Genomic DNA, 14,876 nt, shown 5'->3' on the forward strand with positions numbered 1-14,876 from the left:
TGCTTGAGCGCAGGCTACGAACTCTGCTCCTGAAACTCTTCGGGGCTCTTGATGCGGCCGCCGTCTTTGAACAAGATGTCGTTGTAGCCCTGGCCGGGGGGAATGAACTCGGCCCAGATGGGCTGGTGGTAGCCCACGTAGATGGTGCGTCGGCCACCGGATTCGGGGGCCGCAGTGGGGGGCGGGGCGCCGTGCATGGTATGGCCGTAGTGCACGGTGACGTCGCCCGGCGAGGCGCTGATGGCCACCGTGGGCCAGTCGTCGCGCACCTCACGAGCCCGGTTGGAGGATTTGTTGGAACCGGCCAGGTAGTGGAGCTGGCCGTTGGCCTCGCTGCACTCGTCGAGCTGGATGCCGATGCTCACTGTGGGACAGGTGATCGAGTGCCCTCCGGTGCCGCAATCCCGGTGCCAGGGCAGGTCGGCCAGGCCTTCCACGATGCTGGGCAGCTTGATGACCACCGACACGCCGTCGCCCCGCTCGGGATAGGCGGCGAAGTCGTCTCCGCCCAGCGCGCCGATGGCGTCCAAACGGTGATCGCCGATCAGCCCGAGCATCAGCTCGCTGCGGTCGTCCATGTGGGTCACCCGGCAGCACACCTCCTCGCCACCGGCGTTGGTGGCCCACCAAGACCGGTGGTCGTCGGGGGTGGCCGCGCTGCGCTGGCGCTCCACATCGGCCCGTAGGGCCTCGATCTCCTCGGCGCTGAACACACCTCGGATGTGGAGGAATCCGGCCTCGTCGAGGAACCGGCTCATCTCCTCGTGGTCGTCGTCGAGGGTAAAGCTGCGAGACAAGTCCACCGTGGGCTCCCATCCCTCGTACAGGGGACGGCCGTGGTACATGGCCAATAGCACCGGCTCGAAGTCTTCGAACAGCCCGAAATCGCCCCGAATCATCTCGGCGGCCTCGGCATACAGCAGCCCGACCCAGGTCCACAGCTCAGCCACGTAATTCGACCAGTTCTCCTCGCTGACCTCCACCACCAGCTCGGCATCATCGCCGGGCCGGATCTCCACCCCATCGTCGCCCACCACGTAGGTCACCGACCGGCCGTCGGTCAGCCGCCAGGCGAAGCTCTTGACCAAGGCCCCGGAGCCAATGCTCGCAGCCAGTGCTCCGTTACCCTCGGCCAAGCGCCGGGGCAGGTCATTTGAGTGGAAGTCGTCGAAGTCCAGGGTGTCGAACAGGGGAAGTCGGGGGGCGTGGTCCACTACAGCCATGACTGAAACCTAGTTCACCGGATCCACGAATCCCTGATGCAGCCCTAGAACTCGGCCCCTTCATAGGGGTCGGTGGGATTGCGGCGTGCCTCGATGTCGGTGAAGCGAACTGCGGCCGCCTCCGGCGTGATGTCGTGGGTGAACACCCAGAACCGATCCTCCACGATGGCATCCAACACGTTGGCGGCCACTTCGGAGGGTGCGATGCCCCGGGCGCTAAGCATCTCCCGCATCGGGGTCATGATGGCGTTCTGGGTGGCGGTCAGCTCGGCGTCGTAAGGTCGATTCCGCTCCGACTGGAAGATCTGGGTGTTCACCAAGTTGGGGCACAGGCACGACACCCCCACACCCAGGGGATGCAACTCCCGCCACAGCGACTCGCTCAACCCCACCACGGCGTGCTTGGTGGCGCAGTACATGCCCAGGGCGCTGTTGGTGACCAAACCGGCCTCCGATGCAGTGTTCACGATGTGACCTTCCCCGGCCTCGGCCAAGATCGGCCCGAACGTGATCACACCATGGGCCACGCCCATCACGTTCACGCCCACGATCCATTCCCACTCCTCCGCGGTGGTCTCCAACATCAGCCCGCCTGGCCCCACTCCAGCGTTGTTGCACACCACATGCACCCCGCCGTAGGCCGACAGGGTCTGCTCAGCCAGATCCTTCACCGAGGCCGCGTCGCTCACATCACACAGCACGCCCAGCACATCGGCGCCCTCGGACTCGAGCTGGGTGGCCGACCGGGCCAGCGCCTCTTCTTCAACGTCGGCCATCACCACCGACATGCCCTCTGATACGAACCGCTCGCTCATCGCGAATCCGATCCCGCTGGCCGCCCCGGTGACCACGGCGACCTTGCCGTTGAGCTCTTTCATGGCCGTTACCCTCTTTCCGATTTTCCGACGCCTCATATTGCCAGGGCCGTTCCCGTGGCGTTGATTTCTTCATGACAGGGCAGCTAGGGCGACAGGCCGTAGGGTGATGGAGATGGCGAAACCCGTTGTTGATCTCACCGGCGCCACCGTGATCGTGGCCGGGGCCGGAGGAGGGGGGATAGGCACCTGTTCGTGTGAGGCCGCACTGGCTGCCGGAGCGGAGGTGGTGGCCGTAGAGCGGTCTCCAGAAGAGCTGGACAAGCTCGACCTGCTTTCCCGACCGGTAGCCAAAGTCCAGGCCGATCTCACCGATCCTGATGCCCCCGCGGCCGTCGTTCGAACCGCGTTAGACGCCCACGGCCGCATCGACGGGCTCATCAACGTGGCTGGCGGCACCGGCATAGACGACTTCGGCCCCTTGGTGAACATCGACCACCAGGGCTGGGACCGGGTCATGGCCAACAATCTCCGCTATGTGGCATTCCTCAACCGGGCGGTGGCCCAAGCCATGATCGACGCCGACACCGGCGGGGCGATGGTCAACGTCTCCTCGGTGAGCAGCCTGGCCTCCCAGCCCTTCCTGGCTGCCTACGGCGCGGCCAAAGCCGGGCTCAACTCGCTTACCCGCACCATGGCCGTGGAGTGGGGCAACCACGGCATCCGGGTCAACGCCGTCGCCCCTGGCACCATCACCACTCCACGAGCTGGTGATGAGGAGTCCCCCGAAGCGGCCAAGCGGGCCATCCCCCTCGGTCGCCGGGGCCACCCCGCGGAGATCGCCGCTGCTGCGGTGTTCTTGCTCTCGCCCCAGGCCAGCTACATCACCGGGCAGGTGCTGTCCGTGGACGGGGGGATGTCGGTGAAGCTGGCCATGCTGGGCGACGACAATGCCCCGGTGTTTGTGACCGACCCCGAGGTCCGGAGCCGCATGATCGGAGCTGATCCCCCATGAGCGGCGAGCGCCATCGGTTCTCCGACTGGGCTGGCCAGGACGAGAATGCCCCGGAGCTGGTGGCTGCGGCCACCGTGGTCCTTTTGCGCGATGCCCCCGAGGGGTTGGAGACCTTGATGATGCGGCGCAATTCCAAGCTCAGCTTTGTCGGCGGCATGTGGGTGTTCCCCGGTGGCCGGGTGGACGACGACGACTACCCCGCCGAGCGGCCTGATGACATCTTTGCCGCCAGCCGGGCTGCCGCCGTGCGAGAAGCCGCCGAGGAGGCCAACCTGGCCGTTGCCATTGACGAGCTGGTGCCCTACTCACACTGGGTGCCGCCCACCACCATCAACAAGCGGTTCGCCACCTGGTTCTTCCTCGCTCCCGCGCCCGCCGGCGCGGTCACCGTGGACGGCGGCGAGATCAAAGAGCACGCCTGGTGGCGCCCGGCCGACACCCTGGCCCGCCACGCCGCTGGCGAGATTGAGATGGTCCCGCCCACGTTCATCACCCTGATGGAGCTGGCCGAACACCCCACCGTCGACCATGCCCTGGCCGCGGCCCGGAGCCGAGCCGACGACATCCCGCACTACGCCACCCACATCGGCCTCGACGGCAAAGTCCCGGTGTCGATGTGGCACGGCGACGCCGGCTACGACACCAATGACGCCAGCGCGCCCGGCCCCCGGCATCGCCTCACCCTGCATGAGGGCGGCTGGCGGTTCGAGCGGACATGAGCCGCCGCGCCACCCGCGAGCCCGCGGTGTTGCGCCGCCCGTCGGCTGTGCTCATCGCGGCCCTTGTTGCCCTCGCCGCCGCGCTCATTGGGGCCTGCGGCGCCGATTCGGGCGACTCCCCTGCCGACATCGCCACAGCCTCTCCCCCGCCTTCCGCCACCCCCGTGCCGACCACCACGCCTACCGCCGACCTCGGCCCGGTGACCCACGCCGACCCCGTGTACCAGCCCGATGGCAACCGGCTGGCCACCGGCTTGGGGCTGGGCACCGGTTTCATCCAGCAGGTGACCACCAAAGACATAAGCCTCGAAAGCGAACCCACCTGGGTGACCGGCGCCAGCACTCCCGACGGCGACGTCTGGGCGGTGGCCCTGGCCGACGGCACGGTGGTGGGCTACCAGGTTCCCGTCGCGGGCCAACCGGTGGAGATCGACATTCCCGGCGATCGGCTGGTGCCCGGCCAGCCGCCAGTGCTGGCGGTCCAGGGTAGTTCGGTGCGCTTGGCCACCACGCCGGCCAATGCGTCGCCCAACAGCGTTCCCGTGTATCTGGCCGGTAACCGCGCCGCCTATGTGGACAATCTCCAACGGCTCACCGTCCTTGAACCCAACGGCACGCTGTGGCGGCCCGACCTCGAGGTTCTGCCCGACTCCAGGGTCGTCCAGATCAGCCCCGAACAGGTTTTGGTACTGGCCGAGCCGACCGACCGGTATCCCCACTCCTCGCTGGGCGACAATCTCGAGGCCAACACCGCGGTGGTGGTCACCGTGGGGGTGAACGAGGTGCAGACGATCTACCGGTCGGGGGATGACGTCATCGAGTCCATCGCTCCCCTGCTGGCCGATGTGAACGGCGATGGGATCGACGATGTGGCCCTCGTTGTCAGCAATGACCGGGAGGCCTGGATCGTGGTGGCATCGAGCACCGGCAGCGGTGTGGTGGCGACCAGCGACCCGGTGGACCGCCTCCTGGGCTGGCGGCAACTCGTGGCCGTGGGCCCGCTCGGCCCCAACGGGGAGACCGAGATCGTCGAAGTCCTCTATCCCGACGACAACGGCTCGGTCCGATTCCTGTCTCTGGTCGGGGGCGAATTGCCGGTGGTCGCCACCCGCACGGGCTATCGGTCTCATGAATTCGGATCCCGCAACCTCGAACAGGTCTTGGCCGCTGACGTCGACCGGGACGGCCACATAGAGGTGATCGTCCCCACCCTCGACCGGCAGAATATCGCTGGCGTCCGCCACGGCCCTGACGGAGCCGTGGACATGTGGAGTCGCCCCCTCGGAGGAACGCTGGCCACCAACATCGCCGTGCTGACCCGCCCCGACGGCACGCTGTCGATCGCCGCCGCCACCGTTGAGGGCTCCCTGCGTATCTGGCAGTGAACGAGTACAAGCCCGACCGCCCCGATTCAGAGCCGATAACTTCAAAGCCTGATGGCCCCTGAGACCGCTCCGCACCCGACAGCCGAGGTGAACCCAGCAAGAGGGCTGGCCAGCGAACAGGTGGCTGAGCGAGTGGCCGCGGGGCGCACCAACCAAGTGCCGGATGCCCCGGTGCGCACGCTGCCCCAGATTTTGCGGGCCAATGTGTTCTCCCCGGTGAACGGCATCATGCTGGCGCTGTTCGCCGCCATCTTGATCGCCGGGTTTCCCCGCGACGGGCTGTTCGTTGGAGTGGTGGTGTCCAATGCGGTCATCGGGGTGGCCCAGGAGATTCGGGCCAAGCGCGAGCTGGACAAGCTGGCGGTGCTCAGCGCGCCCAAGGCCCGAGTGGTGCGCGACGGGGAGGTCTCCGAAGTTGGCGTCAGCGAGGTCGTGGCCGACGAAGTGCTGGAGCTGGCCCCCGGCGATCAGGTGGTGGTGGATGGTCAGGTGCTGACATCTTCCGGCTTGGAGGCCGACGAGTCGCTGCTCACCGGCGAGGCCGATCCCATCGAGAAGGAGGCCGGCGACGAGCTGCTGTCGGGCAGCTTCGTGGCCGCGGGCAGCGGGAGGTACCAGGCCACCCGTATCGGCGCCGAGTCCTACGCCAGCTCGCTGTCGGAAGAGGCCAGGCGTTTCACCCTGGTCAACAGCGAGCTGCGCCGGGGTATCGACACCGTGCTGCGCTGGCTGATCATCATCATCCCGCCGGCATCGGCGCTGCTGATCTTGGTGCTGCTCGACACCGAGGACCGCTGGCAGAACGCGCTTCAGGGCACGGTGGCCGCTGCGGTGGCCATGGTGCCTGACGGGCTGGTCCTGCTCACCAGCCTCTCGTTTGTGGCCGGGGTCATCGCCCTGGCCCGCCGTCGAGCGCTGGCCAAGGAGCTGGCCACCGTGGAGCTGCTGGCCCGCACCGACGTGCTGTGCCTCGACAAGACCGGCACGATCACCACCGGCCACATCAGTTTCGGCGAGGTGGAGACCCTGCCCGCCGTCGATCCTGGCCTGGTGGCCACTGCTCTCGGGGCCCTGGCCCATGCCGATGAGGCCCCCAACGCCACCATGCTGGCGGTGCGCGACGCCTACCCCGCGCCCGACGGCGGCGATGCCGGTGGTTGGACACCCGTGGGGGTCACACCGTTTTCCAGCGCCCGCAAGTGGTCGGCCATGGAGTTCCGCAGCCACGGCGCCTTCTACTTCGGCGCCCCCGACGTGATCGCCGGTAACTTCCCCCTGGTTATGGACCGGGTGGCCGCGCACGCGGAAGCAGGTCGGCGCACCCTGCTTTTGGCCCGCAGCCCCGAGCCGTTGGCCGACGAGACGCTGCCCGAGGATCGGACCCCGCTTGCTCTGATCCTGCTGGAGGACACCATCCGCCCCGACGCCCCCGAGATCCTGGCCTTCTTCCGGGAGCAAGGGGTGAACCTCAAGGTGATTTCCGGCGACCACACTGCCACGGTGGCCGCGGTGGCCCAGCGGGCCGGCATTCCCAACGCACACAGCCACATGGATGCCCGGGAGCTTCCCGAAGACACCGACGAGATGGCCAGGGCACTGTCTGAGAACGCGGTATTCGGCCGAGTCACCCCCCAGCAGAAACAGGCCATGGTGGGGGCGCTCCAGTCGAGAGGCCACACCGTGGCCATGACCGGCGACGGCGTGAACGATGTGTTGGCTCTCAAGAACGCCGACATGGGCATCGCCATGGGCAGCGGCTCGGCCTCCACCCGGGCGGTGGCCCAGTTGGTGCTGCTCGACAACTCGTTCGCCACCTTGCCCGAGGTGCTGGCCCAGGGGCGCAAGGTGATCAACAACGTGGAACGGGTGGCCAACCTGTTCGTGACCAAGGCGGCCTACGCCGTGCTGCTCACCGTGCTGGTGGGCATATTCACGGTGGAGTACCCGTTCCTCCCCCGCCACCTCACCCTGGTGGGCACGTTCTCCATCGGGGTGCCCGGGCTGTTCTTGGCCCTGGCCCCCAGCACCGAGTTGATCCGCCCCGGCTTTCTGCGCCGGGTGCTGCGGTTCTCGATCCCCGCGGGGGTGTTGGCCGCGGTGGCGTCGTTCTTCGTCTTTGAGGTCGCCCGCCGCCATGAGGAAGTCACCCTGCCCGAGGCCCGCACGGTGGCCACGTTCACCCTGCTGGGGGTGGGGCTGGTGATCCTGGTGGTGATCAGCCGCCCGCTGCGACCGTGGAAGATCGGCTTGGCCGCAGCCATGGCCGGGTCGTATGCACTGGTGATGGTGTGGCCGTTTGCCCGGGACTACTTCGAGTTGGACGCTCCCCCAACGTGGGTGTGGATCCCCACCATCGCCGCGATGGTCGTCGCCGGTGCCGGTGTGGTCAACATCCCCCGGGCCATCAGGAGATACCAGCGCCAGTGACCGACGACTACCAGGACATCGCCTATTCGGTAAACGACCGGGTGGCGGTCATCACTCTGAACCGCCCGGAGAAGCTCAACGCCTTCAGCACGTTGATGGGCACCGAGTTGTCCGACGCTCTGCGCCGCTGCGATGCCGACGAGGAGGTGCGGGCCGCGGTAATCACCGGTGCGGGCCGGGCCTTCTGTGCGGGCGCCGACTTCTCCGGCGGGCCGGGCGTGTTCGGCACCCCCAACCCCGACAGCTTCCGCTCCGATGCCCTGGAGTTCCATCCCTGGGACGTGCGCAAACCGGTCATCGCCGCCGTCAACGGCCATGCGGTGGGCTTGGGCATGACCATGGCCCTGCAATGCGACATCCGCTACATCGCCGCCGACGCCCGATGGGGCATCGTGCAGAACCGCCGAGGGGTGCTGCCTGACTTTCGCTCTCATTGGACCCTGCCCCGCACGGTGGGCCACGCCAAAGCACTGGAGATCCTGCTAACCGGCAAGATGTACACCGGCCAAGAGGCCGCCGAGTTGGGGCTGGCCACCGCCGCCCTGCCCGCCGAAGAAGTGCTGCCCACTGCTATGGAGACCGCCAAAGACATCGCGGTCAACGTGGCTCCGGTGTCGGCCGCCCTCAGCAAACGGCTGCTGTGGACCACTTCGCCCGGCGACCAGGGAGTGATCAACGAGCTGGAGCGCCGCATCCACCTCCACGTCATGGGCCAGCCCGACGCCACCGAGGGAGTGATGGCTTTCCTGGAGAAGCGTCCCCCGGAATGGTCGCTCACCCTGGCCGACCACTGGCCCGACTGGATGCCCCCTGCCACCGAGGACGAGTAGGGACTCCGAGAACGAGTAGAGCCAGGCAAGGGCGTTAGGGTCAGGCCATGCGCATCGGCATCTACATGGACCTGCGGAACCCGCCCGAATGGCACAAGCCCTGGCCCGACTTCTACCGGCAGTCGCTGGAGTTGGCCGTCCAAGCCGAGGAGTGGGGGGCCGACTCGGTATGGCTCAGCGAGCACCACTTCTTCGAGGACGGCTATCTGCCCCAACCCCTCACCTTCGCCGCGGCGGTGGCCGCTCGAACCCAGCGCATCCGCATCGGCACCGCGGTGTTGCTGGCGCCCCTTCGGATTGCTCCGCAGATCGCCGAGGAGGCCGCGGTGGCCGACCAGATCAGCAACGGCCGGATCGACCTGGGGCTGGGCGCGGGCTACGTGCACGACGAGTTCGAGGCCTACGGGGCCGACCTGTCCAAGCGCTACACCATCACCGACCAGCGGGTTCGGGAGGTGCGAGAGCTGCTGGACGGCGGAGTTGTCACCCCGCCGGCGGTGCAGAACCCCTTCCCCATCTGGCTGGGATACAACGGCCCCCAGGGCGCCCGCCGGGCCGGGCGGCTGGGCTGCGGCCTGCTGTCCATCAACCCGGCATCGCTGGAGCCCTACAGCGAGGGCTTGGCCGAGGGCGGCCACGACCCGGGCGTCGCCCAGATGGCCGGGATAGTGAGCTTGGTGGTGGCCGACGACCCTGAGGAGGCCTACGAGCGCATCCTCCCCCACCTGGCGTGGCAGCTCAACACATACCGGGCGGCGGGGGCGTCGGGCACCGGCAAGACGCCCAGCCCGCTGACGGTGGACAAGCTGCGGGAACGGCGCAGCACCATGGGGGTGATATCCCCGCTGGAGGTGCTCACCCCCGACGACGCCATTGCCCACCTGCGGGGTTTGTCGGAGGGAATCCCCATGGTGGAGGCCTACTGCTGGACCAGCATCGCCGGGATGCCCGACGACTTGGCCCACCGCCACGCCGAACTGCTGTGCACGGTTGTGAGAGAAGGAGTGGCCGAGCTATGAGCTTGCCCCTTGCTGGAATGTCGGCCGTGGTCACCGGCGGGGCCGGCGGTATCGGCCGGTCCACCGCCCGGCTGCTGGTGGCCGACGGGGCTCATGTGGTCATCGCCAGCCGGAGCCCGGGCCACTTGCAGGAGGCAGCCGACGAGTTGGCCCCGCTGGCCGGCGAGGCCGGCGGCTCGATCCGTTGGACCACCTGCGACGCCACCGACAGCGATCAGGTGCTGGCTGCGGTGGAATTGGCCGCCGAGCCCACCGGACGCCTCGACATGGCGGTGTCGGTTCCCGGAGGGGGCGGCATGGCCGCGGTGCTTGACTACGAGCCTGAGCAGGTCGCCGACATTGTCAGCTTCAACGTGGTGGCCCCGTTCATCATGATCAAGCACGCCGGACAGCGAATGGCCGACGCGGGGGGCGGGTCGATCGTGGCGGTGTCGTCCACCGCGGCCATCCAGTCGTGCCGCTTCCTGGCCGCCTACTGCGCCGGCAAGGCTGGGGTGGACGCCCTCGTCCGAGTGGCCGCCGACGAGCTGGGCGACCGGAATGTGCGGGTCAACGCGGTGCGACCGGGGCTTACCGCCACCGACGCCACCGACGGCTTGGTGAACAACGACTCAGTGGTTGCCCAGTACCTCGACCAGCAGCCCCTCCAGCGCATCGGCCGCCCCGACGACATTGCCGGGGCCATCCGCTACCTGGCCGGACCGGAGTCGAGCTTCACCACCGGCCAGTTCATCACCGTTGACGGGGGCCACACTCTGCGCTCGTTCGTGGACTTCACTGACGTGGTGGCCTCTCGCGCCCAATCCTGATCAGTTACGGCGGATCAAGTGAACGAGCTGTCGATTCGTCGGATCTTGACTTGGCGGTTGGCGGCAGTTGTGGCCTTGGTGGCGGTAGTGGCCACCGCCTGTTTCATCGACGACGCCGACACGCCGGGAGACAAGTTCATCGCCATCTCCGCTGGCGAGGACCACAACTGCGGGATCACCACCGACAGCACCGCCTGGTGTTGGGGCGACAAGTGGACCAACGCCGGCTGGGCCTATGCCCCCAGTGGAACTTTCACCGCCATCTCCGCGGGATCGGGCTATTCCTGCGGGCTCCGCGACGACGGCACCGCCGACTGCTGGGGCGACAACTACGAGGTGCGCAACCCTCCACCTCACGGCACGTTCACCGCCATCTCTGTTGGAGGGCTGCGATCGTGTGGGCTCCGCGACGACGCCACCGTCAGATGTTGGCCCAACACCAAAGGCCGCGCCGACGTGCCAGCCATCGACCGGGTTCCTTACACCGACTTTTCGGCCGGCTGGGGTGACAACTCCTGTGGGGTGCGCGACAACGGCAACCTGGAGTGCTGGGGCGACTACGGATGGCCCGATCCGCCTGAGGGCCGGTTCACCGCGGTCTCCGTGGGCCTCTCCCATGCCTGTGCGATTCGCGACGACGGCACCGTGGCGTGCTGGGGCGACAATGCCGGAGGGCGGGCGGAGCCCCCCAGCGACCAGTTCACGGCCCTCTCCGCCGGCTGGGAGCATACGTGCGGACTGCGCGACGACGGCACCCCCCGGTGCTGGGGAGCAGGCGGGGCGGCCGACCCGCAGATACGGCGGTTCGTGGCCATTTCGTCCGGCGCTGACCACGCGTGCGGGTTGCGCGAAAACAACGACATCATCTGCTGGGACTGAACGAACCCACCGCAAGAACCCCTAGGCTCTCGGCCCATGCGAGCAGTTGGAGTAATCGAATACGGCGGACCGGAAGCGCTGGAGGTGGTGGAGTTGCCCACGCCTGAGGCCGGTCCCGGCCAGGTGAGGGTCCGGGTGCGAGCCACCGCGGTCAGTCCCACCGACACCCACGTGCGAGCGGGAACCCGAGCCGAGCAGCAGGCCAAGACCGGACCGCCGCCCTACGTGCCGGGTATGGATGTGGCCGGCGTGCTGGACCAGGTCGGCGAGGGCGCTGACACCGATCTGGAAGTGGGCGACCACGTGATGGCCATGGTGGTGCCAATGGGATCGCACGGGGCCTACTCCGAATACGTGGTGCTGTCGGCAGAATCGGTGGCCCGGATGCCGGCGGGCTCGTCTTTCGCCGAGGCCAGCACCCTGCCCATGAACGGCCTCACCGCCCGGCTCAGCCTCGACCAGCTCAAGCTCCAGCCGGGCCAGACGCTGGCCGTCACCGGGGCGGCGGGGTGCTACGGCGGCTACATGGTGGAGTTGGCCAAGGCCGACGGGTTGCGGGTAATCGCCGATTCCTTGGAAGCCGATGAAGAACTAGTGGCCTCGTTCGGGGCCGACGTGATCGTGCGCCGGGGCGACGACGTGGCCGATCGCATCCGGGAGCACGCCCCCGACGGCGTGGACGGCCTGGCCGACGGGTCGGTGCAGATGGAGCCGCTGGTGGCCGCAGTGCGCGACGGCGGAGGCTTCGCCTCGGTGCGGGGCTGGCCGGGCAACGGCGAGCGGGGCATCCAATTCCACATCACCTGGGTGTTCGAATACGCCAAGGAGCACGCCCGCCTCGACCGCCTGCGCCAACAGGCCGAAGACGGCCAGGTGTCCCTGCGGGTGGCAGGAACCGTCCCCATGGAGAACGCCTCAGAGGCTCACGCCCGCCTGGAAGCCGGCGGGACGCGCGGGCGCTGGGTAATCGAGTTCTGATTTAACTCTGGACTTCTAGCTCAGCGCTTTGATGTCGGCTATGATCACGGCGGCGTGCTCAGCCAAGTCCTGACCCTCGAGGTCGTAGGCCTTGGCCACGGTGCCGTCCGGTGAGATCAGGTAGCTGATCCGCCGGGGCAGGCCGTATTCGAAGTAGGGCTCGCCCTCGGCCCGCTCGGCGTCATAGGCCCGCCCGACGGACCGGTCGGGATCAGAGATCAGGGCAAAGGGAAAGCTCTCGCCATCCACAAAACCCTTCTGGTCCTCCACGGAGTCGAACGAAGCACCCACTACTACGGCGTTCAGGGCCTCAAACTCGGAGATTCGATCACGGAATCCCTGTCCCTGGATGGTTCAACCCTTGGTGGACGCCTTCGGGTACCACCAGAACGCCACCCAGTTGCCCCGCAGATCAGCCAAAGACAGATCGTTGCCATCCTGATCCGGCGCAGTGAACTCCGGCGCCTTTGTTCCTTCACTCAACATGAGTGGCGACCCTAGTACCGGCGGTCAGAGACAGAGCAGTTGGAGGCGCCTCACTGCGAGGTGTAAAGGCCTGCGAACTTAGGATGCTGGCCATGAAGCGATTTGAAGGCAAGAATGCCATCGTCACTGGAGCCAGCCGGGGCATCGGCAAAGGCATCGCCCAACGGCTGGCTGCTGAAGGGGCCAACGTGGCCATCACCGCCCGAACACTGGACTCCCACCCCACCCTGCCCGGCTCTCTCAACGAGACCTTGGCCGAGCTCAATGCCCATCCCGGCACCCACATCGCCATCCAGGCCGACTTGGCCGATGCCGACAGCCGAGCGACCATCGTGCCCCATATCCGAGAGGCGCTGGGCCCCATCGACATTCTGGTCAACAACGCCGCCGCGGCCATCTACCAGCCCATGGTGGGCTACCCGCTGAAGCGACGCCGCCTAATGCTGGAGATCAACCTGCTGGCCCCTCACGACCTCACCGACGCAGTGCTTCCCGATATGGAAGCCGCCGGGGAAGGCTGGATCGTCAACCTCTCCAGCGCCACCGCCAACCTGGCCGTCGGCCCGCCGTTCCCCTCCGACGGGGTAAAGGGCACCTTCGGGTTCTACGGCACCACCAAAGCGGCCCTGAACCGCATGACCAGCGCACTAGCCGTGGAACTGCACCCCCGCAACATCCGCATCAACACCATCGAACCCCAAGCGGCGGTGTTGTCGGAAGGGGCCGACGAGCTGGTGGGGAACATCCTGCGCCCCGACCAAATCGAGTCAATGGAGGCCATGGTGGAAGCAGCCGTGGCCCTGTGCGACTGCCCCATAGACCGCTGCGGCGAGATCCTGTCAAGCCTCTCGCTACTCGACGAACTAGGCCTAACCGTCATGACCCTAGACGCCAAAACCCCCTACCCCGGCGGCCACCGCCCCGTTTAGGAGCCGGTCCTGCCGCCATTCGCCTGTCTTGATGTCAGCCGTCAGCAATAGATGACCTCATCGTCGAGAATCATGCGCTTGGGGTCCGGTCGCCCCGAGCCCCCAATCGTGCCGTCGGGCAGTAGGTACTGATGAACAAGAGCGAGCTCTCGACCTTTTGGGCTGAAATACCAGACCATTTGGCTCCGCGTCCCCTCAGGCAACCCCACTTCGGGTAGGACCAGCCAGTCAGACCTCAAAACCAGTATCAGCTCACCTCGTACGGCTCGCTCGAACAATCCCGATCTGTTGAATCGTCGTCTGATCTCGCTGGGCTCGACACGGCGGCGAGGCGCGTCTTGCTTCCTTCCACCCACCTATTGCTATTTCTCTGTGGTCTTGGACGCACGCTCGCGTAGGATTCTTCCCGTGGAAGCAATCGATTCCGAGATCCTAGATCAACTCAAACTGCTTGAAAATGGCCGATTGACCATTTTCGAGTTCGAAGACTGGCATGTGGGCCGTACATGGGGGAGCCACTCCAGGTTGATCGCCGAAATCGACCACTCCTTGGCCGAGAAGTCCCTGCTCACCGAGGAGCAACTGATCAGCGAACTTCTCTCCCACGCAAGGGTCGCCGTGCTAAAGCCTGCCCCGTCCGGATGAGGCTCAGGTATTGGGGGCTTGGCTGCTCTGAGCAGCTCTGATTACTCGTCTGCGGCGTCCGTGCCGAGTTCGATGGAGCGGCCGCCGACGCGCACCTCAATGTGGAGGGTTCCTCCGAGGGCTTCGGTGAGCTTGCGCATTGTAGAGAGCTTGGGGTCGGCGGACCGTTCCAGCTTGGAGACCCCAGCTTGGGATATGCCTAGCCGCTCGACCAGATCGGTCTGGCTGATCCCCAGACCCTGGCGCAGATCAACCAGCTTGCACGCGAACAGCTCGGCTTCCATGTCCCGCTTGTGCCGCTCGATTTGCTCCCGAGACTTGGGGTCGCAATACAGAGGAGCCGCAAGGTCTTTGAATTTCTTGGCCATCAGATCAGTTTCCTTGTCGAAGCTATGACTTGGTACTACAACTCACAGGTTATGGCAGACAGGTCACCGCCACATCGCTGAGTCAAACCGGCCGCCGACTGCTGGCGGCCCACTGCCTTCAGCAGTAGATCGTCTCAGTGTCGAGAATCATTCGCTTGGGGTCTGGCCGTCCTGATCCCCCGATTGTGCCGTCGGGCAGTAGATACTGGTGAACGAGCGCAAGTTTCTGACCGTCGAGGCTGAGATACCAGACCATCTGGCTCCGCGTCCCCTCGGGCAACCCCACCTCGGGCAGGACCAAGCGGTCGGACTCTAAGAAAGTTCCCAACTCGCCGCGTGTTACTCGCTC

General features: G+C 66.7%; 15 protein-coding genes. 11 read left to right on the forward strand and 4 right to left on the reverse strand.

Going from position 1 to position 14,876, the window contains the following annotated elements; all coding sequences use genetic code 11:
- Positions 1–14: 14 nt before the first annotated feature.
- Together ACOGJC_RS17000 and ACOGJC_RS17005 are read right to left on the reverse strand one after the other, a co-directional pair.
- Positions 15–1,223, reverse strand: a complete 1,209-nt coding sequence (locus ACOGJC_RS17000) for a phytanoyl-CoA dioxygenase family protein (RefSeq protein WP_419846181.1) — start codon at positions 1,221–1,223, stop codon at positions 15–17.
- Positions 1,224–1,267: 44 nt separating this feature from the next.
- Complete coding sequence (locus ACOGJC_RS17005; RefSeq protein ID WP_419846182.1) at positions 1,268–2,101, reverse strand: SDR family NAD(P)-dependent oxidoreductase; 834 nt, start codon at positions 2,099–2,101, stop codon at positions 1,268–1,270.
- A 112-nt stretch (positions 2,102–2,213) separates the two neighbouring features.
- Here ACOGJC_RS17005 and ACOGJC_RS17010 point away from each other — a divergent pair, with 112 nt between their 5' ends.
- Genes ACOGJC_RS17010 through ACOGJC_RS17050 form a run of 9 tightly spaced genes read left to right on the forward strand, consistent with a single transcriptional unit; the run spans position 2,214 to position 12,099 of the window.
- Complete coding sequence (locus tag ACOGJC_RS17010; RefSeq protein WP_419846183.1) at positions 2,214–3,053, forward strand: SDR family NAD(P)-dependent oxidoreductase; 840 nt, start codon at positions 2,214–2,216, stop codon at positions 3,051–3,053.
- On the forward strand, positions 3,050–3,772 hold the full coding sequence (locus ACOGJC_RS17015) for an NUDIX hydrolase (RefSeq protein WP_419846184.1): 723 nt from the start codon (positions 3,050–3,052) through the stop codon (positions 3,770–3,772). The genes ACOGJC_RS17010 and ACOGJC_RS17015 overlap by 4 nt, the downstream gene beginning before the upstream one ends.
- On the forward strand, positions 3,769–5,157 hold the full coding sequence (locus ACOGJC_RS17020) for a hypothetical protein (RefSeq protein WP_419846185.1): 1,389 nt from the start codon (positions 3,769–3,771) through the stop codon (positions 5,155–5,157). The genes ACOGJC_RS17015 and ACOGJC_RS17020 overlap by 4 nt, the downstream gene beginning before the upstream one ends.
- A 51-nt stretch (positions 5,158–5,208) precedes the next feature.
- Positions 5,209–7,584: an HAD-IC family P-type ATPase gene (locus ACOGJC_RS17025; protein WP_419846186.1), complete on the forward strand. Its 2,376-nt coding sequence runs from the start codon at positions 5,209–5,211 to the stop codon at positions 7,582–7,584.
- On the forward strand, positions 7,581–8,414 hold the full coding sequence (locus ACOGJC_RS17030) for an enoyl-CoA hydratase-related protein (RefSeq protein WP_419846187.1): 834 nt from the start codon (positions 7,581–7,583) through the stop codon (positions 8,412–8,414). Before ACOGJC_RS17025 ends, ACOGJC_RS17030 begins: the two co-directional genes overlap by 4 nt.
- A gap of 47 nt (positions 8,415–8,461) precedes the next feature.
- Positions 8,462–9,433 carry an LLM class flavin-dependent oxidoreductase gene (locus ACOGJC_RS17035; RefSeq protein WP_419846188.1) on the forward strand — a complete coding sequence of 324 codons (972 nt, stop codon included), beginning with the start codon at positions 8,462–8,464 and terminating at the stop codon, positions 9,431–9,433.
- Positions 9,430–10,242, forward strand: coding sequence for an SDR family NAD(P)-dependent oxidoreductase (locus ACOGJC_RS17040; protein WP_419846189.1), 813 nt, complete (start codon positions 9,430–9,432; stop codon positions 10,240–10,242). The genes ACOGJC_RS17035 and ACOGJC_RS17040 overlap by 4 nt, the downstream gene beginning before the upstream one ends.
- Before the next feature lie 18 nt (positions 10,243–10,260).
- Complete coding sequence (locus ACOGJC_RS17045) at positions 10,261–11,121, forward strand: RCC1 domain-containing protein (protein WP_419846190.1); 861 nt, start codon at positions 10,261–10,263, stop codon at positions 11,119–11,121.
- A 36-nt stretch (positions 11,122–11,157) separates the two neighbouring features.
- Positions 11,158–12,099 carry an NADP-dependent oxidoreductase gene (locus tag ACOGJC_RS17050; RefSeq protein WP_419846191.1) on the forward strand — a complete coding sequence of 314 codons (942 nt, stop codon included), beginning with the start codon at positions 11,158–11,160 and terminating at the stop codon, positions 12,097–12,099.
- A 15-nt stretch (positions 12,100–12,114) separates the two neighbouring features.
- On the opposite strand, the gene ACOGJC_RS17055 is transcribed toward ACOGJC_RS17050, so the two are convergent.
- Positions 12,115–12,585 carry a peroxiredoxin gene (locus tag ACOGJC_RS17055; RefSeq protein WP_419846192.1) on the reverse strand — a complete coding sequence of 157 codons (471 nt, stop codon included), beginning with the start codon at positions 12,583–12,585 and terminating at the stop codon, positions 12,115–12,117.
- A 92-nt stretch (positions 12,586–12,677) separates the two neighbouring features.
- Here ACOGJC_RS17055 and ACOGJC_RS17060 point away from each other — a divergent pair, with 92 nt between their 5' ends.
- Positions 12,678–13,514, forward strand: coding sequence for an SDR family NAD(P)-dependent oxidoreductase (locus ACOGJC_RS17060; protein ID WP_419846193.1), 837 nt, complete (start codon positions 12,678–12,680; stop codon positions 13,512–13,514).
- 408 nt (positions 13,515–13,922) lie between these two features.
- Positions 13,923–14,159 (forward strand): hypothetical protein, encoded by a 237-nt coding sequence (locus tag ACOGJC_RS17065; protein ID WP_419846194.1) that lies wholly within the window; start codon positions 13,923–13,925, stop codon positions 14,157–14,159.
- Between the two features lie 41 nt (positions 14,160–14,200).
- Here ACOGJC_RS17065 and ACOGJC_RS17070 read toward each other — a convergent pair whose 3' ends face one another.
- Entirely contained in the window at positions 14,201–14,527 is a 327-nt protein-coding gene (locus ACOGJC_RS17070; protein ID WP_419846195.1) for a helix-turn-helix domain-containing protein, read from the reverse strand.
- Positions 14,528–14,876 lie beyond the last annotated feature (349 nt).

Source organism: Candidatus Poriferisocius sp., from assembly GCF_965204015.1.
Classification (GTDB): domain Bacteria; phylum Actinomycetota; class Acidimicrobiia; order Acidimicrobiales; family Bin134; genus Poriferisocius.

Coding starts and splice junctions, on each gene's coding strand:
- ACOGJC_RS17035 (WP_419846188.1), top strand. CDS start 8,462: ATGCGCATCGGCATCTACATGGACCTGCGGAACCCGCCCGAATGGCAC.
- ACOGJC_RS17005 (WP_419846182.1), bottom strand. CDS start 2,101: ATGAAAGAGCTCAACGGCAAGGTCGCCGTGGTCACCGGGGCGGCCAGC.
- ACOGJC_RS17060 (WP_419846193.1), top strand. CDS start 12,678: ATGAAGCGATTTGAAGGCAAGAATGCCATCGTCACTGGAGCCAGCCGG.
- ACOGJC_RS17010 (WP_419846183.1), top strand. CDS start 2,214: ATGGCGAAACCCGTTGTTGATCTCACCGGCGCCACCGTGATCGTGGCC.
- ACOGJC_RS17015 (WP_419846184.1), top strand. CDS start 3,050: ATGAGCGGCGAGCGCCATCGGTTCTCCGACTGGGCTGGCCAGGACGAG.
- ACOGJC_RS17000 (WP_419846181.1), bottom strand. CDS start 1,223: ATGGCTGTAGTGGACCACGCCCCCCGACTTCCCCTGTTCGACACCCTG.
- ACOGJC_RS17070 (WP_419846195.1), bottom strand. CDS start 14,527: ATGGCCAAGAAATTCAAAGACCTTGCGGCTCCTCTGTATTGCGACCCC.
- ACOGJC_RS17040 (WP_419846189.1), top strand. CDS start 9,430: ATGAGCTTGCCCCTTGCTGGAATGTCGGCCGTGGTCACCGGCGGGGCC.
- ACOGJC_RS17050 (WP_419846191.1), top strand. CDS start 11,158: ATGCGAGCAGTTGGAGTAATCGAATACGGCGGACCGGAAGCGCTGGAG.
- ACOGJC_RS17020 (WP_419846185.1), top strand. CDS start 3,769: ATGAGCCGCCGCGCCACCCGCGAGCCCGCGGTGTTGCGCCGCCCGTCG.
- ACOGJC_RS17025 (WP_419846186.1), top strand. CDS start 5,209: ATGGCCCCTGAGACCGCTCCGCACCCGACAGCCGAGGTGAACCCAGCA.